This is a genomic window from Flavobacterium chungnamense (assembly GCF_039539165.1).
Taxonomy (GTDB): Bacteria; Bacteroidota; Bacteroidia; order Flavobacteriales; family Flavobacteriaceae; genus Flavobacterium; species Flavobacterium chungnamense.
Map to the genome: position 1 here is coordinate 1 of NZ_BAABCS010000017.1, position 21,802 is coordinate 21,802.

A 21,802-nucleotide genomic window follows, 5' to 3' on the forward strand; every position below is an offset into this window, starting at 1 on the left:
CCTTGAATATGTTGCATCATTAAAACTACAAAAATTCTATTTTTAGTACAAGTTTTTAACTATATTTGTTAATGAGATTGTGAAGTTTTTTCACAGTCTGACGTTATACAACATTTTAAAAAATTGCTTTTCAATGAAGTATCAAATAATAATATTTACACTTTTTTTTCAATCAATTTACAGTCAAAACAAAAGTCTTGACACTATAAATGATTTTACAATTAATATCTGTAATTATTCCGAAGTAGAAAATAAAAAACCTATTGAATTAGATTGGGTTGATATTGACAGAGAAAGCATTAAAAAACTAAATAAACTATACACTAAATTTAATACTCTTGAGGATATTCAAAGAGTTTTTCCAAACTTTATTTCAGGTGAAGGTAATTTCGCTAATAAAACTTATGATTGTGGTTACAACCTAAAAACATCAATTCATCAAGATTATGGTGGCTATGGTTCTATATATATAAGTGCATTATATTTTGAAAATAAAATTTTAAAAATTAGGTTTACTATTGATATCGATAGAGAAATCGTTTTCAACTATCTAAAAGCTGACATTAAGTTTGTAGTTGAATGCAAAAATGACAAATTAACTTTTGACAAAATTATTGAAAGTAATGTACAAGAATATATAAAAAAACATGGTGATTTATATCTTGTTGAATTTAATGAAAACTCAAAAAAAGCAGAAGCATTGAGTTATTTTAATGACGTTTTGCATGGCTCAAAATTGGAAGAACCATATTATATTTTAAACGGATTAGATTCGCCAACTTTTGATTATATAAGATTCTTTATTGTATCAAAAGATTTTGCTTCACTAAAGAATTTGATTTATTCACCAAGTCCAACGGCAAGGCTTTTAATTGCAAATACTATTTTATATTTAAATAAAAACCAGAACTTTGAAATAGATGATAAACTTAACAATCGAATAAATGAAATCATCAAAACTGACCAAAAAATTAAAAGTGGAATTATAAGTTGCTGGATTAATAAATTTGAATATGACTTTTATGACGTGAATAATAATTTTGAAAATTATCTTTACACAAAATAAAACGTTGTATAACAATGGTTTGCACCAATTGCTGGGCATGCGCTTGCTATTTTTGTCTTCGTGGAAAAATAATCTGGTGACTACAACTTTATCTTTCAAAGAAATTCAGTAGATTTGTTTTGGTCAGTGATTGCAGCAGCAACTGGTGCAAGCCACATACGTTATGCGTCATAGTTTAAGAAACTGCTTTATAAAGGGAAAGGTAATTGAAAAACAGAAAGGCAAAATACTTGATTTTAGTTTTATCCATTTTTGGGTTACTTAATTGTTACAGCCAAACTGAAACAAGAAAAGTTGTGTTTGAAATACTTGCCGAAGAAAAACAGCCAATGCCCGGAGTAAATATTATGATCAAAAATTCAAAACCAACCATAGAAACTCAAACTGATATAAATGGCAAAGCAGAATTGAATTTGATTGACTTAAATGTTGATATAGAATTAAGTTTTCTTGGTCCGCGTATAAAATTCAAGTTATTGGAAAATGTTGACTTTGTAAAAGTTAATTTGAAAAAAAGAAGAGTAATATATTATTCAAAAAATAAGATTCTGAAAAAAGGCAAACTGAAAGGCTATTGAAAGAACTACGAACGCATAACAGCAGTTTGCAACAACTGCGTGGCTTGGTGTTTTCCCGAATTTTCTGCGAAAATTCAAAGCCAAGTTTTGTACTTGGAATCATTAGTAATAAATCGTCGCAGCTGTCGCAAGACGCAAGACGTTAGCAAAAAAGGCTGTTTATGGCTACTCGCCATTTTTAGGTAATTAATGCGAATTTTGTGTAAACCTTTCTCAAAAAATACAACATTCCCAACCAATGAAAAGAATTAAAATAGTATTTATTAGTCTTCTAGTGGTTTTTGTATTGTATTTTGCTTTTTACAAACCCAACAGAATCAGTATTGAAGGTAATTGGGACATACAAAAAATAGTGCTCGATGGAAAACAAATTTATCCTACTGAAGTAGATAAATATCTAAAATTTGAGCAACCAATGGTTATTAATGATTGGTCAAATAGTATTCTAATTCCAGTAATGAATGAAGCTGTTTCAGTAAATTATGAAATAAAAAAGAACTCCGATGACTCGTTTATAATCGTCTTATCTTCAAATGAAAAAGCCCTAAATGGTGATTTTGCTATCAAATTGGACACTACTTTTACTACTCCTAGAAATTACAAAGTCTTTTTAAAAATTGCCTCGGGTAAAACTACATTTCAATTAAAAAAAGAAATCAATATTATTCCAAAAAAGCCTGAATTTCCAAGAAAAGGTCAAGTGTAAAGCCTCACAAAAAAACCCGTTTTGCAATACAAAACGGGTTTTTAACTTATGAAAAAAATAATTATAACGGAATGTTTCCGTGTTTGCGTTTTGGTGTATCAACTACTTTATTTTCAAGCATACTGAAAGCTTTTAATAGTTTTCTTCGAGTATCTTTTGGTAAGATAACCTCATCAATAAAACCACGTTGCGCTGCTGTGTAAGGATTTGCAAACAACTCGGCATATTCTGCTTCTTTTTCTAATAATTTAGCTGCTGGATCGGCTGCTTCGCTAATTTCTTTTTTGAAGATAATTTCTGAAGCTCCTTTGGCTCCCATTACAGCAATTTCTGCACTTGGCCATGCAAAGTTCATGTCAGCACCAATGTGTTTAGAGTTCATTACGTCATACGCACCACCATAAGCTTTACGAGTTATTACAGTAACTCTAGGTACAGTAGCTTCACTGAAAGCATATAATAATTTAGCACCATGAACGATGATACCATTCCATTCTTGGTCGGTTCCAGGTAAGAATCCCGGAACGTCTTCTAAAACCAATAAAGGAATGTTGAAACAATCGCAGAAACGTACAAATCGAGCCGCTTTGATAGAGGATTTTACATCTAAACATCCTGCTAAAAATTTAGGATTGTTTGCTACAATTCCTATGCTTCTTCCTCCTAAACGAGCAAAACCTACAATAATATTTTCTGCAAAATCTTTATGAATTTCAAAGAAAGAATCTTCGTCGATGATGTTGTCAATTACATCATGCATATCATAAGGCTTGTTGGCATTATCAGGAACAATAGTATCCAATTTCTCGCGAACTTCTTCGTTGGTTACATAAGGTAATTTTGGTGTAGTTTCTCTGTTGTTTTGTGGCAAATAACTCAATAGTTTTTTGATGTCTTCCAAACATTCAATTCCGTTTGGTGAAGTAATATGTGCCACACCAGATTTAGTAGAATGCGTACTCGCTCCGCCCAATTCTTCTGAAGTTACTTCTTCGTTAGTAACGGTTTTTACCACATTTGGACCAGTTACAAACATATAACTATTTCCTTCTACCATCATAGTAAAATCGGTCATAGCAGGTGAATAAACTGCTCCACCAGCACAAGGTCCCATAATGGCAGAAATCTGCGGAATTACACCACTTGATTGTACATTTCTGTAAAAAATATCGGCATAACCACCAAGCGAACGAACACCTTCTTGAATTCTTGCTCCACCAGAGTCGTTTAATCCAATCATTGGCGCGCCACTTTTTAGAGCCATGTCCATTACTTTGCAGATTTTCTCAGCATGAGTTTCTGATAATGAACCTCCAAAAACGGTGAAATCTTGTGCAAAAACATACACTATTCTACCATTAATTGTTCCGTAACCTGTAACAACACCATCGCCGTAAACGATTTCTTTTTCCATTCCGAAATCGGTCGTTCTGTGCGTTACCAACATTCCGATTTCTTCAAAAGAACCTTCATCCATAAGATATTCCACACGCTCACGAGCCGTTAATTTCTTTTTGGCATGATGCGATGCAATTCGTTTTTCGCCTCCGCCTAATTTGGCTAAAGCTATTTTATCGTTTAATATTTTAATTTTATCTTCCATTTATTTTTGTTTTTAAGAAAAAAGACAGCTTTACTGAAAGAAGCAAGACCGTTTCACTGCAAGACAGGTAATCTATTAATTTGCCTTTCTTCTTGCAACGCAGTGGTCTTTCTTCTATTTTCTTTAATTAATAGGTAATCGTAACACTTTTTTATCTTCTAAATACTGTTTCAAGGCAACCATCGCTGCAATTTCAGCTTCTATATCTAGATTTGCTTTCAGTTTTTCAGGACTGTAATAAGCTTTTACAAAACCAGTATCAAAATCACCTGAACGGAATGCTTCGTGTTCCATTACAAATTTTCCGAAAGGTAAAGTTGTAGCAACACCTTCTACATGATAATTGTCGATAGCTTTAATCATTAATTCGATTGATTCCTCACGTGTTTTTCCGTACGTAACCAATTTAGAAAGCATTGGATCATAATAAATTGGAACATCCATACCTTCTTCGATACCATTATCTACACGAATTCCTTCGCCTTCTGGTAACTTATAAGTACTTAAATTTCCAACATTTGGTAAGAAATCATTCATTGGATCTTCGGCATATACACGAAGTTCCATAGCATGACCGTGAATTACTAAATCTTCTTGTTTGATTTCTAAAGCTTCTCCACGAGCTACTTTTATTTGCAATTCGACCAAATCCAAACCTGAAACCATTTCAGTAACTGGATGCTCTACTTGTAAACGCGTATTCATTTCGAGGAAATAGAAATTGTGTTTATCGTCTAATAAAAACTCAACTGTCCCAGCTCCAAGATAATCACAAGCACGAGCCACTTTTACAGCGGCTTCTCCCATTTTTTTACGCATTTCTGGAGTTAAAATAGATGATGGCGCTTCTTCTACTACTTTTTGATGACGACGTTGAATACTGCATTCTCTTTCAAATACATACAAAACATTTCCATGACTATCAGCCATAATTTGAATTTCGATATGACGCGGTTTGGTTACATATTTTTCAATAAAAACCGAACCATCACCAAAAGCATTTGTAGCTTCAGAAATTGCTCTATCCATTTGAGATTCAAAATCTTCTTCTTTTTCTACAATACGCATTCCTTTTCCACCGCCACCAGCTGAAGCTTTTATCAGAATTGGAAATCCAACTTGTTTGGCAGTTTTCTTTGCTTCTTCTAAATCGGTTATCGCATGATCAACTCCAGGAACCATTGGAATATCATACTTCATCACCGCTTCTTTTGCGGCTAATTTACTTCCCATCATTTCGATGGCTTTCGATTTTGGTCCGATGAAAATGATGTTGTTTTTTTCACATTCTTCAGCGAAAGCAGAATTTTCACTTAAAAATCCATATCCAGGATGAACTGCATCAACACTAAGTTCTTTACAAACTTCAATGATTTTATCACCACGCAAATACGATTGGCTTGAAGCGGCTTCTCCAATACAAACTGCTTCATCAGCATATTTTACATGAAGTGCATTTCTATCGGCAGTTGAAAATACGGCTACCGTTTTGATACCCATTTTCTTTGCTGTTTTCATTACCCTTATGGCAATTTCACCACGATTGGCAACTAATATTTTGGTTATTTTTTTCATATTTTAAAGATTTTAAGAAGAAAGACCGCTTTACTGCAAGAAGAAAGACACTATTATGCCACTTGTTTCTTGCCTCCTAATTCTTGTTTCTATTTTTCCTATTCAAATTCAATTAACAATTGTCCTTTGTCTACAGCGTGACCTTTTTCTACAGCAATAGATTTAATTACTCCATCACGAGGTGAAAGGAAACTATTTTCCATTTTCATGGCTTCAAGGATTAATAAAGAATCATTTTCTTTAACTGTTTGTCCAACTTCTACATTAATTTCTAGAATTAATCCTGGCATTGGAGCTTTGATAGCATTAACCACTTTAGTTCTGCCACGTTCAATTCCCATGCTCTTGATTTGGATATCCAAAGCATCTTCAATAGCAACTTCATACGTATTGTTATTTACTTTAACAGTATATTTTTTTGCTAAGAAGTCTGCAGAAACAATCTCCGCTTTGTAAGGTTTGTGATTTTTCAAAACGTGGAACTTGTCTTTTTCCACACTAACGGCATCAAGGTTTTTGAGGTCACTTTCTGATAAATCAAACGAAGTTGAATGATTAACAGAAAGCTTGTAATTATTGCTCATATTTGATTAGTTTTTATTGGAAGTAAATTTAGCAAAAGAAAACGTTTTCGGAACTGATAATTATCAGAAAATTGAAAATTTAATATAGCTTAAATATAAAAAAAGACTCCAACTTATAAGCTGGAGTCTTTTTTTATGGTTTTGAATTTAAAATTATACTTTCTTTTCTAAGTCAAATTTTAAATCAATTTCTACTGATTCTGCAATTTTACTTTTAACTACAGATGGTATTTTGATATTATAATCTGCAGGTTTAACTTTAAAATTACAAGTAGCCACTAGCTTTTCACCAGATTGTACAAATGTAATTTTAGTTTTTACTTTTTTAGTAACACCATGTAAAGTTAAATCACCTTCAACATCGAAAGCTGCTTTACCTGCAGCTACTTTTGCAGCATCAAAATTGATAACTTTTCCTTTAAAGGTAGCTTTTGGGAATTTATCACTTTCAATATAATTTTCATTAAAGTGTTCCTCCATTAAAGGCACTTTAAATCGAAATGCTTTCACCAATGCCAAAACAGCAATATCACCTGTAGATTTATCGAAAATACATGAAACAGTATTGTTTTTTGCTGCAACTTCTTCGAAGGCAGGCATTGATGCTTCAAATTTTATTTCTCCAGAACGTGTCATCATCTTTTGTGAAAACAAGCAAGTAGAAAACAATAATCCTGTAAATAATATTATCTTTTTCATTTTCAAATCTTTTTAGTTAGGAAATCCGTTAGCTGCCCATTTTTTGATTGTATTAATTCTTGTTTGAGGCATTCTTCCAGATTGCGGCATTACTGCACCACAAGATTGGTCGTCAATTCTGCAAATCATGTTTCCGTTTTCAGCTGCATCTCTTACTTGTGCGTAGGTTTCCATTGTTGGTAATTCGCCTCCTGCAACGCTATGACATGACAAACAATTGTTTACAATAATGGGTTTTACATTGTCTGTGTATGTTGGATTAACAACCTCTCCAGAAATTTCCGAATAGGTTTGTGTCTCACATGAAAACCCAATAAAACAGGCAATCATCAATACTATTATAATTTTTAATGCTTTCATATTTAAAACACTCTATATAAGTTAAAACCAAAATATATACCTTTTCCTTCTGTTATTCTGTTAGCATTGGTAAAATAACTAACATCGTTCATCGCTTGACTGTTGGAGAAGAGCAATTGAAATACATGCCCACCAGTTTCAATATCTATACCAATTGTTGCTGGATTGTGATAAAAACTAGTTTCTCTAGCATTCAATCGAGCTGCATATTCCATATTCAAACTGATTCTTTTAGACAACTTGTATCGTCCACCAAGTGCTAAAAGAAAATTATCTTTTTCTTCAAATAATGGCTCATATAAGTTTTTATGAATATAAATTGGATTTAACTCCAAAGAAAAACTGTTAGAAAACTTTCTTGATATAGGTAATTGTGTACTAAAAGCAAATCTACTTGATGATTTCAATTCTGGAAACTCATCTTTACTTAACTTAGAGTTGATATCTATTGTATTGTAACCTACGATAGTTACCGGAAAACCATCAACTTCTTGATTAGCAAACTTATACTTAGCTGACAATTCATAGTTTTTATTCAAGGTATGACGAGAAATACCGAATGTTAACCAATCTGTTGCTCCATACAAACCTCCAATTTTAGTTAATGCATTATCCAATCCGAAGAAATTATCTAAACCATCTGTTAAGTCACCAAATCTGTGAGAAACCAAAAAATACCATTCGCCTTTAGCAGCAAGTTTGGTAGACTGCATTGTACATACTTGCAAGCCTTTAAATGCAGCAATTTCAATTTCTTTTTTTCCTTTGCTAACAGAATCTAATTCATTCAATAAATCATCTTGTGCATTGGAAAATCCAAATACAAATAGAAAAAATACTGAAAAAGCAATTTTAGATAATTTCATTTTTCTTGTTCTTATTTTACGATTAAACATTGATCTAATTTTAATTCTTCTAAAAGGTCGTCATAACCAGTTACACGTCCTTTAATGTTAACTTGACTTCCAATAGCAACTTTTTCAGCAACTTGCAATTGACAAGAAACCTTCTCATCCAAAGTGATTACATTTTCACCAACATTGGTGACTTTTCCTGAAATTTCAACTGTTTTGTTTAAATATTTAGCAGTTGCAGTTTCTGAGTTATTGGAAAACTCAGTAAAAACGTTAGTTGCAGATGTGGTGTATTCCGATTTTTCAGTTTGAACATCTCTAGCTCCTCCAGTCATTATATAATTGTATCCAAAATAACCTGTAGTTATAATCACAATTAGTCCTATTAAAATCTTTACTTTTTTACTCATGTTTAAAAAAAAAAATAGAGTTCACAATTAAGCAAACTCTAATGTTAATAGATTTTACTTCTATTAGTTAACGATAACCTTTTTCCAAGATTTTTCAGAATCATTTTGCAATTCTAAAAAGTAAACTCCAGATTGAAGTCCGCTAACTTTTATTTCAACTTCGTTAGATTCATCTGTAACATCAATTGTTTTAACTAAAGCTCCTGTTTGACTATATACGTTTACTTTGGATAGATTGGTTTTAGTTTTAATAGAAAACTCACCAGAAGAAGGATTTGGAAAAATTGAAGTAGCATTTAAAGAAAAATCTTCTTTCCCCAAAGTTGTGAAAGATCCTGTTGCAAAGCCTCTATTACCAGTTCCGTGACTAGCAAGAGTTGTTGTTGCAGATGCCGAACGTGCCCAAGCTAAATTTATAGAATTGGTAGAAGCATAAGGCAGTTGAAAATCGTTAGTGTCAGCATTTGTTAATGCTCTTTCAAGTGTTAAAGTTCTTATGCCAGAAGCTACTGTATTGGTAATTGTTGTCCAATCTTGACTGGCATCATTGGCTGGAGCAACAAACCCAACATAATTTCTATCTGTTAATGAAGTTGAATAAACCACAACATCACCAGCAGACATGGAAAAACCAGAATCAACACCTAAACCAAGTGCAAACCATCTATCTGATGGACCTGTTAAAACCAAAGTGACTTTAGAAGTAGTATTGTTCAAAGTAAAGTTTGCCGTCATGTTTGAAGTTAAATTAATAACTCCGGTCGACTTCGATTGTGAAAAACCCTTAAAGCAAGCAAGAGCAAATAATAAAAAGGTAATTTTTTTCATAGTAATTTATTTTAGCAAGTTTATAATTTCTTTGTAATTAAATTCTACGGCATATTCAAAAGCCGTTTTATTTTGATTGCATTTAAGCTCCTTATTGGCTTTGGCGTTCAATAATTTTTTAACCATTTCTGGATTATTAAACTGAACCGCCAACATTAATGCTGTTATACCATTTTGGTCAGTTACATCTATTTTCGCTCCTTTTAGTAGTAATTTATCTATAAATTCAAATTCACTTTTTACAACACAAGCCATCAAAGCTGTTCCGTTTTTTGAAACAAAATTCACATCGACATTGTTGTCCAATAAAAAACTTACCACTTCATCATTACCTCTATAACAAGCTAATATAAGCATGCTTGAACCCTTATCATCAATGGCGTCAATAATGCTTTTGTCTTTTTCAAAAAGTGCTTTAATATCAGATAAATTACCCTTTCTAGCCACATCAAAACAATTAACATTTTGAGCAAAAACAGCATTTATTGATATAAACAAAATTAACAGAATTTTTCGCAATTTATCTTTTTTTTTTACAAATTTATCAATTTTATGATATGTATTATAGTTTGAGTGTAAATAAATGTTTATGAAATAGAATTTTTTAACTCTTAATGACTGCATATACGATAAGAATTAGAATTTGTATTTCATTTGTACAACTATTTTCAAATCAAAAGAAATAGCATGCAAGTAATTAAAAAATCGATAACGTTTTTTTATAAAACTAAAAGTCCAAATGTTCTTAAAGTAGCCATTGGTTTTGAATACCAAAACAATTCAAAATCCTCGAAAGAGTTTTCAAAATCAGATTTTAATTGAGAAAATGTGAATTTGGAATCACCGAAAACAGATACTTTTTCTAGAGTTTCAACCAACCATTCAGCCTTGTCATTTTCTATAGAAATATCAAAGGTTTCAATTTTATCATGAAAAGTTAATTTGGTCATTTCCCACGAGTTTCCTTTTTTAGATTTTGTAAAAATTTCTGAAGTTGGCTTTCCTCCTATCCAAACAATTTTTGCAGAAGATTTAATGTTAAAATCCGTTTCTTTTTCAAGACAAGAAACAATATAGTCGGAAGGAATTTTTGTGTTTGGAATTTTAAAATCAAACCAATCTTGAAGGTCATAGTCGAAGCAAATTCCGTGCATATAATTAAACAATGACTTTTTTAATCCGAAGCTAAATTTGTCGTGATTGATTCCGGTTTTATCTTTAAAATTTATGTCGTTATTGGCAAAAGTAATTTCATTTTGCTCAGGAATTACTCCAAATTCCTCAGGAAACATTCCAACAGGTGAATGTGTCGTCATGGCAAATTGGTGCCAAAAACCACTTTGTAAAATTCCTAATTCAAAAAGTTGTCGCACCATTTCTAAACTATCAACCGTTTCTTGAACGCTTTGTGTTGGATAACCATACATTAAATAGGCATGGACCATAATTCCAGATTCGGTGAAATTTCTTGTTACTTGTGCAACTTGTTCTACCGTTACTCCTTTTTTAATTAGCTCTAAAAGTCTATCGGAAGCAACTTCCAAACCTCCTGAAACCGCAATACAACCTGATGTTTTTAATAAAAGACACAAATCGGATGTGAAACTTTTCTCAAATCGAATATTGGTCCACCACGAAACTACTATCTTTCTTTTGATAATTTCCAAAGCAACTTCACGCATCAATGCTGGTGGCGCAGCTTCATCTACAAAATGGAAGCCGTTTTCACCTGTTTGCAGAATTAACTCCTCCATTCTATCTACTAGAATTTTAGCGGCAATAGGTTCGTATAATTTAATATAATCTAAAGAAATATCGCAAAAAGTACATTTTCCCCAATAACATCCATGTGCCATGGTAAGTTTATTCCAACGACCATCGCTCCACAAACTGTGCATTGGATTGGCAATTTCGATAACCGAAATGTAGTTTTGAAGTTGCAAATCAGAATAATCTGGAGTTCCAACTTCGCTTTGTTTATAATCTGGTTTTGATGAATTGTTAACATAGGTAACTTCCTTATTCACTAATTTCAAAGTTCTTTTAAACTCCTCAGAATTTGGATTTTGAACATTCAAAGTCAGCAGTTCAATTGGAAGTTCACCATCATCCAAAGTTATAAAATCAAAGAATTCAAAAACTCGTTTGTCTTTTAGTTCACGCAGTTCGGTATTTGGAAAACCACCACCCATCGCGATGTTGATTGTTGGAAAATTACTTTTCATGAATTGAGCACAACGAAAAGCACTATATAAATTCCCTGGAAAGGGAACAGAAAAGCAAACTAGTTTTGGTTGCACTGCTTCTACTCTATCCTTTAGAATTTTGAGTGTAATTTTATCGATGTAAGTTGGTTCACTTTTAAGATGATTATACAATTCATCAAACGAATTAGCACTTCTTCCCAAACGTTCCGCATAACGACTGAAACCAAAATTTTCATCGGCACATTCTACAATAAAATCGGATAAATCCTCTAGATATAATGTGGCTAAATGCTTGGCTTTATCTTGCATTCCCATGGTTCCAAATGCCCATTCCATATCATCTAATTGTGAAAATCGTGAAGCTTCTGGAAGAAAATTTCCACTACAAATTTGACGTGCTAAAGAAGGATTTTTACCTTGAAGAAATGCAATTACGGCATCGATGGTTTTGATGTAATCGTTTTGCAAAGAATAAATACGATTCGAATTTTGACCAAACTCTGTAAACTTGAAACTTGAAACTTGAAATAAATTCTCTAAACCATTTTTTGAAAATAGCTCTAAAATGACTTCAATTCCCAAATCCATTTGGAAAGCAGAAATTCCTTTAGTATTCAGAAAACCTTTAATATAAGCCGTTGCTGGATAAGGTGTATTCAGTTGGGTAAAAGGTGGCGTTATTAGAAGAAGGTCTTTCAATGGAAATGTTTTTGCAAAAGTAAAATTAATAATTAAGGTTTTAACTATTTTTTGTGAATTTGAAAATGTATTTTGAACTTGATTTTTAAGTATTTTTACAAAAAATTTTAAACATGCCAAGCGATTGTATAACGTACCAAAATTCAGGATATTTCACTAAATTGATGATAGATTATTTAGATGAAAGGTCAGAGTTAAAGCCGCTATACAATCATTTTCCAACTATCGAAAACTTTGAGAAGCAAATTGAAGAAAAAAGCAGCAACTTCAATAGCAATGGCAAAAGAGAAATTTTAGTTTCTGAACTTGAAAAGCAATATCAAAATTTTGAAGTTTCCAAAATAACTTTAAACAACATTAAACTTTTAAACAACGCTAACACTTTCACAATTACTACTGGTCATCAGTTGAATTTATTTACAGGACCACTATATTTTTTATACAAAATTGTTTCTACGATCAATCTTTGCAAACAATTAAAAAAAGAATATCCTGAAAATAATTTCGTACCCATTTATTGGATGGCTACCGAAGATCATGATTTTGATGAAATCAATTATTTCAATTACCAAGGTAAAGTTTTTAGATGGAATCATGAGAGTACTGGACCTGTAGGACGTTTATCAACAGAAGGTTTAGATAAAGTTTTCGATTTATTTTCTAAAGAGATTGGAACTTCAAATAATGCCAATTTTTTAAAAAATCTATTTGAAAATGCTTATTTAAAACATTCAAATTTAGCAGATGCAACTCGATTTTTAGCTAACGAATTATTCCAAAGTGAAGGTTTGGTGATTATTGATGGTGATTCAATTGAATTAAAAAAACTATTTATTCCTTTTGTTAAAAAAGAGCTTTTAGAACAAACATCATTTAAAAAAGTTACAGAAACCAACGAACTTTTGAAAGAATATTTCGTACAAGTAAATCCGCGTGAAATTAATCTATTTTACATTGAAGATAATTTACGTGAACGAATTATTTTTGAAAACGGAATTTATAAAGTAAACAACACCACAACTCAATTTTCTGAAATTGAAGTTCTAAACGAATTAGAAAATCATCCTGAAAAGTTTAGTCCAAATGTAATTTTGAGACCTTTATATCAAGAGGTTATTTTACCAAATCTGTGCTATATTGGTGGTGGTGGCGAGTTGGCTTATTGGTTAGAATTGAAATCTAATTTTGAAGAGAACAATATTACTTTTCCAATTTTGTTACTAAGAAATTCAGTTCTTTTAACTACACAAAAGCAAGATGAAGGAGCAGATAAATTAGAACTATCGTGGAGTGATTTATTTTCTAAGCAAAGAGTATTGTTAGATTCAAAAACTAAAGATTTTTCTGAATTTACAATAGATTTTTCTATACAAAAAGAACATTTGAAAAAACAATTTGAGAACTTATATACCATCGCTAATCAAACCGACAAATCATTTATTGGAGCAGTAAAAGCTCAAGAAATCAAACAAATAAAAGGTCTAGATAATCTTGAAAAACGCCTTTTAAAAGCCGAAAAAAGAGTTCACACAGAAAAACTTGTGAGAATTGTTTCACTACAAAACGAACTGTTTCCAAATCAAAGTTTACAGGAACGTAAAGCTAATTTTAGTGAATTCTATTTAGAATTTGGAAACACATTAATTGAAGAATTATTAACAGAACTCCATCCGCTTTCACAAGAATTTAAAATCATCACTTTATAAACGATATTTTCTTGTAATTCTTCAAAAAAACACTACTTTTGCACGCGAATTGAAATAAAAAACAAATAAATTAAAATAAAAATGGCTACAAATAGAACATTTACAATGATTAAGCCTGATGCTGTTGAAAACGGACACATCGGTGGGATTTTAAACATGATTACTGAAGGTGGTTTCAAAATCGTTTCTTTGAAATTAACTCAATTAACTGTTGCTGATGCTCAAGCTTTTTATGCTGTTCACGCTGCAAGACCATTCTTCGGTGAGTTAGTTGAATTCATGACAAGAGGTCCAATCGTTGCGGCTATATTAGAAAAAGAAAATGCTGTAGAAGATTTCAGAACTTTAATTGGTGCTACTAATCCAGCTGATGCTGCAGAAGGAACAATCCGTAAAAAATATGCTACTTCAATCGGAGAAAATGCAGTTCACGGTTCAGATTCTGATGAAAATGCTGCTATCGAAGGTGCTTTCCATTTTTCTGGAAGAGAGCAGTTCTAATATTAAATTTTAGATATTTGATATCAGATATTTATTAAATACAAAATCCCGAATCTTAATTGAATCGGGATTTTTTTTTATCTTAAAACTAAATCCTTTACTATTTCTTTTCGAAGTTCTTCGTTGAGCATCACAATAATTTTCTGTTTGCCATAACTCAATTCTTCTCTTAAAACAGCCGAAGTTAATTTGACATACAAGGTAGTTCCTTTCAGTATTACTTCCTGTGTATAACTATTTACACCATTTCCCATAAGTGATTTCCAAGCCTGTTCTACATCAATTTTATCCATACCAGCTTCTAGTTTATTAACTTGAATAAACTGTTGCAAAACTTCTGATATAGAACTTTCGTTGCTTGTTCTTTTTGCCATTTTAAAATTACTTTAAAGAAAAAGGTTTATATCTTTTATAGTTATATTCTAAATCATCTTTATTTTTTAGAACTAAAACAGAATCTTGAAGTTCAATAATTTCCTCTTTCCACTTACCATAACTTGTTGAATAATTAACAAAATAACTACCATTTTCATTAGATATTGAAATCTCTTCTTTCAGGTTGTTAGTTTTGTATGTTCCATCAAGTTGTGGCATTACTTTTTGACGAAAACCCTTTTTATCTTTCAACTGAAAATAATCAATTGTTTCATTGATCTTGTAATCTTTCTTCTCACCGTCTTTTAAAACAACCTTTTTTATTTCCCAGTAGCCATTTAATTTAGCAATATCTTCATCTGTAATGGACTGATTACAAGAAACTAAAAGTAATAACGATAGAAAAAGTGTAATTGTATTTTTCATAATTCTAATAAAACCTAAAATTACAACATATTTTAAATAATAAAAAAGTATTTTTGATTAAACCTTTTTGATAATCTATTGTCTTAATTAAAAACCTCCCAATTATGAAAAAATATATTACTCTTTTAGCGCTTTCTTTATTGATTTTCAGTTGTAGCTCCGATTCTGATACAAGTACTCCTAGCACTCCTGAAGAAACAATGTATTTTCCGACAAATGATGGAAGTGACACTTGGGAAACAAAGTCAATTTCTTCTTTAGGTTGGAATCAAAGCGCCGTTCAACCTTTATTAGACTATTTGGAATTGAAACATTCCAAATCGTTTATTGTTTTAGTAAACGGAAGAATCGTTTTAGAAAATTATTTCAACGGACATTCTGCAACAACACCTTGGTATTGGGCAAGTGCAGGTAAAACTTTGACATCAACTGTCACTGGAATTGCCGAACAGGAAGGATTAATTAATATTAATAATAAAGTGTCTGATTATTTAGGAACTGGATGGACAAGCGCACCATTAGCAAAAGAAAACTTAATTACATGTAAGAATCTTTTGTGCATGAACTCTGGTTTGAACGATGCTCTTGGTGATGATGTAACTCCTTCAAATCTTCAGTATGTTGCAGATGCAGGTACTCGTTGGGCCTATCATAATGTTTATGTAAAACTTCAAGATGTTATTGCACAAGCAAGTGGACAAACTTGGACCAACTACTTCAATACAAAACTAAGAGATAAACTTGGTATGACAGGAGGAGCATGGGTAAATTCTGGTGATGGACTTAGTGTATATTGGAGTACTTCAAGAAATATGGCTCGTTTTGGATTAATGGCTTTAAATAAAGGAAAATGGAATGGTAATCAAGTTGTAAATGAAGCTTTCTTCAATAACGCAACAACTACATCGCAAAACATAAATCAATCGTATGGTTACTTGTGGTGGCTAAATGGGAAGTCTTCTTATCATTTACCTCAATCACAATTTCAATTTAATGGAAGTATCATTCCGAGTGCACCGATTGATATGTATTGTGCCTTAGGTAAAAATGACCAAAAGATTTATGTAGTACCAAGTAAAAAAATGGTAATCATTAGAATGGGTGAAGTTGCAGATGGAGTAAATTTTGCTTTATCTGATTTTGACCAAACACTATGGCAAAAAATAAGCGCTTTATATCAATAAAGCGCTTATTTTTTATTTAAATATTTTATCAAAAATTCTTTTCAATGCATACACAAATAATATAAAAGTTATAAGTTGTATACCCATAGCTATATCCGAGAATTTCTTTTCTATAAGTTTTGCTAAAACTCCTAATCCGAAACAAATTAAAATCAAAATTATCGGTGAGGATGTTTTAAAAAAAGATACAATTTTATTCATATAGGTAAAATTTGATTTTTAAGCAATTATTTAAAAAAGCTATCTACAAATTCATATTTATTAAAAACTTGTAAATCTTCAATTCCTTCACCTACACCAATATATTTAACTGGAATTTGAAATTGATCAGAAATACCAATAACTACACCACCTTTTGCAGTTCCGTCTAGTTTTGTTACAGCTAAACAAGAAACTTCAGTTGCAGCAGTAAATTGTTTGGCTTGTTCAAATGCATTTTGCCCAGTAGAACCATCTAAAACTAAAAGCACATCGTTTGGTGTATCTTCAACCACTTTCTGCATTACTTTTTTAACTTTAGAAAGCTCGTTCATTAAACCTACTTTGTTGTGCAAACGCCCAGCTGTATCAATAATTACAACATCGGCATTTTGAGCTACAGCACTTTGTAAAGTATCAAATGCTACTGAAGCTGGATCACTTCCCATTTGCTGTTTTACTATCGGAACTCCTACTCTATCAGCCCAAATTTGCAATTGGTCAATTGCTGCGGCACGAAAGGTATCTGCAGCTCCAAGAACAACTTTATAACCTGCTTTTTTAAACTGAAACGCCAATTTACCAATAGTTGTTGTTTTTCCTACACCATTAACTCCTACAACCATAATTACGTATGGCTTTTTATTAGCTGGAATTTTAAATTCTGATTCTTCACCAGACTTTGTTTCAGACAATAAAGAAGCAATTTCTTCACGAAGGATTTGATTTAATTCTTCTGTCCCTAAATATTTATCATTAGAAACTCTTGCTTCAATTCTTTTTATGATTTTTAATGTAGTTTCAACACCAACATCTGATGAGACCAAAATCTCTTCAAGGTTATCTAAAACCTCATCATCAACTTTAGATTTACCAGCAATAGCTTTAGTTAATTTAGAAAAAAACGTTGTTTTAGTTTTTTCTAAACCTTTATCTAGTGTTTCTTTTTTTTCTGATGAAAATATTCTTTTAAAAAAACTCATTTCTTCAATTTATGTATTAAAAATAAGGTTGCTAAAAAAGATTTTAGTCCTTATCAATAAAATTAGAGACAAATATAAAAATAAAAAAGCTACTTCCATACGAAAGTAGCTTTGATATATATCTATTTTATGAATTATTTCTTTTGTAAGAAAGCATCCACTTCTTCTGGAGTCATAATGCTTTCAACAAAAGTATAAGCACCTGTTTTAGGAGATTTTACCATTTTGATAGCTTTTGTTAATCTCTTAGAAGCTGTTTGTAACGTTGCAACGGTTTTCTTTGCCATGATTAAAATGTGTATTTGAAATTCAACAAATGTGAAATTTCTAATTATTTAATTTCTTTATGAACAGTCATTCTCTTTAAGATTGGATTAAATTTTTTAATCTCTAATCTGTCTGGAGTATTTTTTTTGTTTTTGTTTGTTATGTAACGTGAAGTTCCAGGAAGACCTGTTCCTTTGTGCTCAGTACACTCTAAAATTACTTGAATTCTATTACCTTTCTTTGCCATCTTGCTTTATTTTTATTGGATAAGGAATTATTTAATAAAACCATTAGCTTTAGCTGTTTTTAACACAGCTGCTAATCCATTTTTATTGATTGTTTTAATTGTAGAAGCAGCTACTCTTAAAGTAACCCATCTGTCTTCTTCAGCAAGATAGAAACGTTTTTTAACTAAGTTTACAGAAAATTTTCTCTTAGTTTTGTTCATTGCGTGAGAAACATTATTTCCTACCATCGCTCTTTTACCTGTAAGGTCACAAACTCTTGACATTATGCTTATCTTTTATCGTTATTCAAATCGAGGGTGCAAAGAAACAAAAAAGAAACCTTATACACAAAAAAATATTACAGATTTTTTAAAATTTCTTTTTGTAACATTTCAAATGCTTTATTTACTGCTCTATCTATCACTTTCTCACGTGGTTGACCAAAATTAAATTCTTCCACTATTACTTCACTTGGTGTAGCTAAAGCTAAAAAAACGGTCCCGACCTCTGCATCTGCATCACCTTTTGATGGTCCAGCATTACCTGTTGTGGCAATTGCGTAATCAGATTTCATTAGTTTTTGGACACCTATTGCCATTTCTTTTGCAACTTGACTACTAACAACTGTGTATTTATTAATTGTTTCCTCTGAAACTCCTAAAGCTGAAACTTTTGTATCTGTTGCATAACTAACGACACTTCCACGAAAATAGGAAGATGCTCCTGCAACTGAAGTCAAAACTTGTGCAATTTTTCCTCCAGTACAACTTTCGGCTGTTGATATTGTTTTCTTATGATGCGTTAACAATCGTCCTAAAACGACTTCGATTGTTTCATCTTCATCAAATCCTACAATAATATCTCCAATTAGTTTAGCCAACGATGTTACATTATTATCGATTGCTTTTTCGAGAATTTCTTTCTCAGTTCCGCGAGCTGTTAAACGCAAACGAACTCTTCCTGGAGCAGGTAAATAAGCTAATTTTACAAAATCTGGCAAATTGTTTTCCCAGTTTTCAATTCGCTCAGCAACAAGACTTTCGCCTTGTCCATAGGTCATTATTGTTTTGTGTAAAATGTAAGGTCGTTTGTACTCTTTTACTATTTTAGGAATGATTTCGTTTTCGACAATATATTTCATTTCATAAGGAACGCCTGGAAGCGAAATAAAGACTGTATTTTCTTTTTTCATCCACATACCTGGTGCTGTCCCGACTTTATTGAAAAGAACCTCACATTTTGACGGAACAAGTGCTTGATCTTTGTTCATTTGAGATGCTGGACGTTTCATTACTGATTCAATCAATTCGATAACATGCGATTCAACTTCTTTATTTACAACTAATGTATCGTTGAAGTATTCACAAAATGTATGCTTTGTGATGTCATCTTTTGTTGGGCCTAATCCTCCAGTTATAACAACAAAATCTACTTTGTTTTGTAGCGACTTAAAAGTGTCTAAAATGTGTTGCTTATCATCACTTATTGATAGTAGTTCGTGGGTTTGAACTCCAATTTTATCTAATGCTTTTGCGATGTATCCTGAATTGGTATCGATGATTTGTCCTATTAGGATTTCGTCACCTATGGTAACTATGGTTGCTTTCATTTGAAGTTTAGTATTTGTTTTTCAACTGTGTGATGCAGTCACTTCAATCATATCAAAAAAAATTGATTTCGATTATTAATTTGATTAGCAAAGATAGTACAAATAAAAAAAATGAAACGCAACTTAGTCCGGATTGGAGCAAGTATCCTTTTATTTTGTTGCCTTCGAGTGCCTCAGGCAACAAAATAAAAGATACTGAAGAAAGCTGAAAATGGCTTGAAAATAAATCCCAAGCCATTAGCTCTCTTCTAACTATTATATTTCGAAATCTTTTTTAATTTCTTTTATTGCTTTATCAACTTGACCTTGAATGCTATCAAAAGTAGCTTCAATTTCTTTCTTCTTACCTTCTGCTCTTGTCCATGCTTCGACTTGGAGAATTTCTTCGTAAGCCATTGTCATTCCTAATAAGTCTAGAGTTGGCTTAATCTTGTGTGCATAAGCATAAGCTTGCTTGTGATCTTTATCTTTAATACCTTGCTCTATTTGTTTCAAATCTTGAGGCACTTCGGTTACAAAAAGTGAGATAATTTGCATTACAAATTCCGGATCATTATCCGAAAGAGCGTAAACTTTTGAGAGGTTATAATTTATTGCCATTATTTAACTTGTATTCTAAATGATTTTTTATTTTCTATGAATCCTTCTAATATATCGTTTGGTTTTACAGCACTTACTCCTTCTGGAGTTCCTGTAAAAATAATATCTCCTTTTTTTAATGTAAAATATTGAGAAACGTGTGAAATAAGTTCATCAATTTTCCAAATCATGTGACTCGAATTTCCTTTTTGAACTACATTTCCATTGCTATGTAACTCAAAGTTAATATTTTCTAATGAAATAAACTCATTTTTCGGATAAAATTCACCAATTACCGCTGAACCGTCAAAAGCTTTAGATTTTTCCCAAGGCAAACCTTTTTCTTTAAGCTTAGCTTGCAAATTCCTTGCAGTAAAATCGATTCCTAATCCGATTTCATCGTAATAATTGTGAGCAAATTTTGTATCTATATATTTTCCGACTTTATTTATTTTAACCAAAACTTCAACTTCATGGTGCACATCATCACTAAACTCTGGAATTACAAAAGGATGTTGTTTTAACAAAATTGCAGAATCCGGTTTTAAGAAAACTACAGGCTCATCAGGACGTTCATTTTGAAGTTCCTCGATATGTTTAACGTAATTTCTTCCGATGCAAATTATTTTCATAAGTAGTAGTAACAATTTGTAAGATAAAAACCCTACTTTTAACTTAGTTTATTATTAAGTTTTCTTAGTTTAATTCCTGTCAATACTTTTTTAGTGTAAAGAGGAAAATCAGCACCTTGAATCCAACCATAGTATCCTGGTTCTTTTTCAAGCACTTCCTCTACTAATTGACCTTTGTTTTTTCCGAAAGTAAAAATTTCTTTTCCTTCATTATTCAAAGCAATAAAACCAGCAAAATCAACTGATTTTTTACGAGTTGTAAATTCAGCTAATGATTTCATGTCATTTTCTAAATCATCATATCTATCTAATTGTGCTTTTAGAATTTCATAAGTTGCCATAGTATCCGCTTCTGCAGAATGTGCGTTCTCTAAATTGGTACCACAATAAAATTTCAAAGCTGCACTTAAAGTTCGCTCTTCCTTTTTGTGAAAAATAGTTTGAACATCTACAGAAACTCTGTTTTTCATATCAAAATCAACTTCAGCACGAAGTAATTCTTCAGCTAGTAGCGGAATATCAAATCTATCTGAATTAAATCCAGCCAAATCAGAATCCTTAATCATATTATGAACTTGAGATGCTAATTCTTTGAAGGTTGGCTCATTAGCAACTTTTTCATTAGTAATACCATGAACAGCAGTTGTTTGAGGTGGAATTGGAATTGTTGGGTTTACTAACCATGTCTTGCTTTCTTTATTCCCGTTAGGATATACTTTGAAGATTGAGATTTCTACAATTCTATCCTTAGCAACATCAATTCCTGTAGTTTCAAGGTCGAAAAAGCAAATTGGTCTGTTTAATTTTAATTCCATTTTTTTAAAAATGTTAGCTGACAAATATAAAATAATGTTGTTACCGTTTATCGATTATTTAAAAAGTTTTAATCAAAAATTAAGAAACCCTTTCAATTTGTTATCATTGAAAGGGTTACAATTTATATTTT

Annotated in this window: 26 protein-coding genes; 6 read left to right on the forward strand and 20 right to left on the reverse strand. The window is 31.6% G+C overall.

Annotation, left to right across the window (positions count from 1 at the left end; all coding sequences use genetic code 11):
- Positions 1 to 133 precede the first annotated feature (133 nt).
- From ABD771_RS08960 to ABD771_RS08970, 3 genes are all read left to right on the forward strand, one after another.
- The gene (locus ABD771_RS08960) at positions 134 to 1,066 is read left to right on the forward strand and encodes a hypothetical protein (protein WP_345093718.1); all 933 of its coding nucleotides are present in this window, start codon (positions 134 to 136) and stop codon (positions 1,064 to 1,066) included.
- A 206-nt stretch (positions 1,067 to 1,272) separates the two neighbouring features.
- A complete protein-coding gene (locus ABD771_RS08965; RefSeq protein ID WP_345093720.1) occupies positions 1,273 to 1,644 on the forward strand; it encodes a peptidase associated/transthyretin-like domain-containing protein in 372 nt (123 codons plus the stop codon).
- A 238-nt stretch (positions 1,645 to 1,882) separates the two neighbouring features.
- Entirely contained in the window at positions 1,883 to 2,350 is a 468-nt protein-coding gene (locus ABD771_RS08970) for a hypothetical protein (RefSeq protein WP_345093722.1), read from the forward strand.
- Between the two features lie 61 nt (positions 2,351 to 2,411).
- On the opposite strand, the gene ABD771_RS08975 is transcribed toward ABD771_RS08970, so the two are convergent.
- The 10 genes from ABD771_RS08975 to ABD771_RS09020 form a co-directional block, all read right to left on the reverse strand.
- The gene (locus ABD771_RS08975) at positions 2,412 to 3,953 is read right to left on the reverse strand and encodes an acyl-CoA carboxylase subunit beta (protein WP_345093724.1); all 1,542 of its coding nucleotides are present in this window, start codon (positions 3,951 to 3,953) and stop codon (positions 2,412 to 2,414) included.
- A 123-nt stretch (positions 3,954 to 4,076) separates the two neighbouring features.
- On the reverse strand, positions 4,077 to 5,519 hold the full coding sequence (gene accC / locus ABD771_RS08980; protein WP_425556469.1) for an acetyl-CoA carboxylase biotin carboxylase subunit: 1,443 nt from the start codon (positions 5,517 to 5,519) through the stop codon (positions 4,077 to 4,079).
- Between the two features lie 107 nt (positions 5,520 to 5,626).
- Positions 5,627 to 6,112 carry a biotin/lipoyl-containing protein gene (locus ABD771_RS08985; protein WP_345093728.1) on the reverse strand — a complete coding sequence of 162 codons (486 nt, stop codon included), beginning with the start codon at positions 6,110 to 6,112 and terminating at the stop codon, positions 5,627 to 5,629.
- A gap of 153 nt (positions 6,113 to 6,265) precedes the next feature.
- Positions 6,266 to 6,811 carry a YceI family protein gene (locus ABD771_RS08990; RefSeq protein ID WP_345093730.1) on the reverse strand — a complete coding sequence of 182 codons (546 nt, stop codon included), beginning with the start codon at positions 6,809 to 6,811 and terminating at the stop codon, positions 6,266 to 6,268.
- Between the two features lie 12 nt (positions 6,812 to 6,823).
- Positions 6,824 to 7,171: a hypothetical protein gene (locus ABD771_RS08995; RefSeq protein WP_345093732.1), complete on the reverse strand. Its 348-nt coding sequence runs from the start codon at positions 7,169 to 7,171 to the stop codon at positions 6,824 to 6,826.
- Positions 7,172 to 7,173: 2 nt separating this feature from the next.
- Positions 7,174 to 8,037, reverse strand: coding sequence for a DUF5777 family beta-barrel protein (locus tag ABD771_RS09000; protein WP_345093734.1), 864 nt, complete (start codon positions 8,035 to 8,037; stop codon positions 7,174 to 7,176).
- Positions 8,038 to 8,048: 11 nt separating this feature from the next.
- On the reverse strand, positions 8,049 to 8,435 hold the full coding sequence (locus ABD771_RS09005) for an OB-fold protein (protein WP_345093736.1): 387 nt from the start codon (positions 8,433 to 8,435) through the stop codon (positions 8,049 to 8,051).
- 63 nt (positions 8,436 to 8,498) lie between these two features.
- Positions 8,499 to 9,263: a T9SS type A sorting domain-containing protein gene (locus ABD771_RS09010; RefSeq protein WP_345093738.1), complete on the reverse strand. Its 765-nt coding sequence runs from the start codon at positions 9,261 to 9,263 to the stop codon at positions 8,499 to 8,501.
- 6 nt (positions 9,264 to 9,269) lie between these two features.
- A complete protein-coding gene (locus tag ABD771_RS09015; protein WP_345093740.1) occupies positions 9,270 to 9,761 on the reverse strand; it encodes an ankyrin repeat domain-containing protein in 492 nt (163 codons plus the stop codon).
- Between the two features lie 221 nt (positions 9,762 to 9,982).
- Entirely contained in the window at positions 9,983 to 12,169 is a 2,187-nt protein-coding gene (locus ABD771_RS09020; RefSeq protein ID WP_345093742.1) for a B12-binding domain-containing radical SAM protein, read from the reverse strand.
- 113 nt (positions 12,170 to 12,282) lie between these two features.
- Here ABD771_RS09020 and bshC point away from each other — a divergent pair, with 113 nt between their 5' ends.
- Complete coding sequence (gene bshC / locus ABD771_RS09025) at positions 12,283 to 13,875, forward strand: bacillithiol biosynthesis cysteine-adding enzyme BshC (RefSeq protein WP_345093744.1); 1,593 nt, start codon at positions 12,283 to 12,285, stop codon at positions 13,873 to 13,875.
- 81 nt (positions 13,876 to 13,956) lie between these two features.
- Complete coding sequence (locus tag ABD771_RS09030; protein WP_298115186.1) at positions 13,957 to 14,376, forward strand: nucleoside-diphosphate kinase; 420 nt, start codon at positions 13,957 to 13,959, stop codon at positions 14,374 to 14,376.
- 77 nt (positions 14,377 to 14,453) lie between these two features.
- Here ABD771_RS09030 and ABD771_RS09035 read toward each other — a convergent pair whose 3' ends face one another.
- Together ABD771_RS09035 and ABD771_RS09040 are read right to left on the reverse strand one after the other, a co-directional pair.
- Entirely contained in the window at positions 14,454 to 14,750 is a 297-nt protein-coding gene (locus tag ABD771_RS09035; protein ID WP_345093747.1) for a DciA family protein, read from the reverse strand.
- A gap of 7 nt (positions 14,751 to 14,757) precedes the next feature.
- Positions 14,758 to 15,177 (reverse strand): lipocalin family protein, encoded by a 420-nt coding sequence (locus ABD771_RS09040; RefSeq protein WP_345093749.1) that lies wholly within the window; start codon positions 15,175 to 15,177, stop codon positions 14,758 to 14,760.
- 104 nt (positions 15,178 to 15,281) lie between these two features.
- Between ABD771_RS09040 and ABD771_RS09045 the strand changes: the two genes are divergently transcribed.
- A complete protein-coding gene (locus ABD771_RS09045; RefSeq protein WP_345093751.1) occupies positions 15,282 to 16,361 on the forward strand; it encodes a serine hydrolase domain-containing protein in 1,080 nt (359 codons plus the stop codon).
- A 227-nt stretch (positions 16,362 to 16,588) separates the two neighbouring features.
- Here ABD771_RS09045 and ftsY read toward each other — a convergent pair whose 3' ends face one another.
- From ftsY to ABD771_RS09085, 8 genes are all read right to left on the reverse strand, one after another.
- A complete protein-coding gene (gene ftsY, locus ABD771_RS09050) occupies positions 16,589 to 17,542 on the reverse strand; it encodes a signal recognition particle-docking protein FtsY (RefSeq protein ID WP_345093753.1) in 954 nt (317 codons plus the stop codon).
- Between the two features lie 134 nt (positions 17,543 to 17,676).
- Entirely contained in the window at positions 17,677 to 17,829 is a 153-nt protein-coding gene (locus ABD771_RS09055; protein ID WP_345093755.1) for a DUF4295 domain-containing protein, read from the reverse strand.
- A gap of 44 nt (positions 17,830 to 17,873) precedes the next feature.
- On the reverse strand, positions 17,874 to 18,056 hold the full coding sequence (gene rpmG / locus ABD771_RS09060; protein ID WP_035126304.1) for a 50S ribosomal protein L33: 183 nt from the start codon (positions 18,054 to 18,056) through the stop codon (positions 17,874 to 17,876).
- Positions 18,057 to 18,083: 27 nt separating this feature from the next.
- The gene (gene rpmB / locus ABD771_RS09065; protein WP_035126302.1) at positions 18,084 to 18,320 is read right to left on the reverse strand and encodes a 50S ribosomal protein L28; all 237 of its coding nucleotides are present in this window, start codon (positions 18,318 to 18,320) and stop codon (positions 18,084 to 18,086) included.
- 74 nt (positions 18,321 to 18,394) lie between these two features.
- Positions 18,395 to 19,645 (reverse strand): CinA family nicotinamide mononucleotide deamidase-related protein, encoded by a 1,251-nt coding sequence (locus tag ABD771_RS09070; RefSeq protein WP_345093760.1) that lies wholly within the window; start codon positions 19,643 to 19,645, stop codon positions 18,395 to 18,397.
- A gap of 255 nt (positions 19,646 to 19,900) precedes the next feature.
- Complete coding sequence (locus tag ABD771_RS09075; protein WP_345093762.1) at positions 19,901 to 20,245, reverse strand: Hpt domain-containing protein; 345 nt, start codon at positions 20,243 to 20,245, stop codon at positions 19,901 to 19,903.
- Complete coding sequence (locus tag ABD771_RS09080; protein ID WP_345093764.1) at positions 20,245 to 20,856, reverse strand: fumarylacetoacetate hydrolase family protein; 612 nt, start codon at positions 20,854 to 20,856, stop codon at positions 20,245 to 20,247. The genes ABD771_RS09075 and ABD771_RS09080 overlap by 1 nt, the downstream gene beginning before the upstream one ends.
- Before the next feature lie 38 nt (positions 20,857 to 20,894).
- Positions 20,895 to 21,671 (reverse strand): 3'-5' exonuclease, encoded by a 777-nt coding sequence (locus tag ABD771_RS09085; protein WP_298303249.1) that lies wholly within the window; start codon positions 21,669 to 21,671, stop codon positions 20,895 to 20,897.
- Positions 21,672 to 21,802: the final 131 nt, after the last annotated feature.

Coding starts and splice junctions, on each gene's coding strand:
- ABD771_RS08990 (WP_345093730.1), bottom strand. CDS start 6,811: ATGAAAAAGATAATATTATTTACAGGATTATTGTTTTCTACTTGCTTG.
- ABD771_RS08960 (WP_345093718.1), top strand. CDS start 134: ATGAAGTATCAAATAATAATATTTACACTTTTTTTTCAATCAATTTAC.
- ABD771_RS08985 (WP_345093728.1), bottom strand. CDS start 6,112: ATGAGCAATAATTACAAGCTTTCTGTTAATCATTCAACTTCGTTTGAT.
- ABD771_RS08995 (WP_345093732.1), bottom strand. CDS start 7,171: ATGAAAGCATTAAAAATTATAATAGTATTGATGATTGCCTGTTTTATT.
- bshC (WP_345093744.1), top strand. CDS start 12,283: ATGCCAAGCGATTGTATAACGTACCAAAATTCAGGATATTTCACTAAA.
- ABD771_RS09000 (WP_345093734.1), bottom strand. CDS start 8,037: ATGAAATTATCTAAAATTGCTTTTTCAGTATTTTTTCTATTTGTATTT.
- ABD771_RS09010 (WP_345093738.1), bottom strand. CDS start 9,263: ATGAAAAAAATTACCTTTTTATTATTTGCTCTTGCTTGCTTTAAGGGT.
- ABD771_RS09045 (WP_345093751.1), top strand. CDS start 15,282: ATGAAAAAATATATTACTCTTTTAGCGCTTTCTTTATTGATTTTCAGT.
- ABD771_RS09055 (WP_345093755.1), bottom strand. CDS start 17,829: ATGGCAAAGAAAACCGTTGCAACGTTACAAACAGCTTCTAAGAGATTA.
- ABD771_RS09035 (WP_345093747.1), bottom strand. CDS start 14,750: ATGGCAAAAAGAACAAGCAACGAAAGTTCTATATCAGAAGTTTTGCAA.
- ABD771_RS08975 (WP_345093724.1), bottom strand. CDS start 3,953: ATGGAAGATAAAATTAAAATATTAAACGATAAAATAGCTTTAGCCAAA.
- rpmB (WP_035126302.1), bottom strand. CDS start 18,320: ATGTCAAGAGTTTGTGACCTTACAGGTAAAAGAGCGATGGTAGGAAAT.
- ABD771_RS09075 (WP_345093762.1), bottom strand. CDS start 20,245: ATGGCAATAAATTATAACCTCTCAAAAGTTTACGCTCTTTCGGATAAT.
- ABD771_RS09080 (WP_345093764.1), bottom strand. CDS start 20,856: ATGAAAATAATTTGCATCGGAAGAAATTACGTTAAACATATCGAGGAA.
- ABD771_RS09085 (WP_298303249.1), bottom strand. CDS start 21,671: ATGGAATTAAAATTAAACAGACCAATTTGCTTTTTCGACCTTGAAACT.
- ABD771_RS09040 (WP_345093749.1), bottom strand. CDS start 15,177: ATGAAAAATACAATTACACTTTTTCTATCGTTATTACTTTTAGTTTCT.
- ABD771_RS08970 (WP_345093722.1), top strand. CDS start 1,883: ATGAAAAGAATTAAAATAGTATTTATTAGTCTTCTAGTGGTTTTTGTA.
- ABD771_RS09030 (WP_298115186.1), top strand. CDS start 13,957: ATGGCTACAAATAGAACATTTACAATGATTAAGCCTGATGCTGTTGAA.
- ftsY (WP_345093753.1), bottom strand. CDS start 17,542: ATGAGTTTTTTTAAAAGAATATTTTCATCAGAAAAAAAAGAAACACTA.
- ABD771_RS09070 (WP_345093760.1), bottom strand. CDS start 19,645: ATGAAAGCAACCATAGTTACCATAGGTGACGAAATCCTAATAGGACAA.
- ABD771_RS09005 (WP_345093736.1), bottom strand. CDS start 8,435: ATGAGTAAAAAAGTAAAGATTTTAATAGGACTAATTGTGATTATAACT.
- rpmG (WP_035126304.1), bottom strand. CDS start 18,056: ATGGCAAAGAAAGGTAATAGAATTCAAGTAATTTTAGAGTGTACTGAG.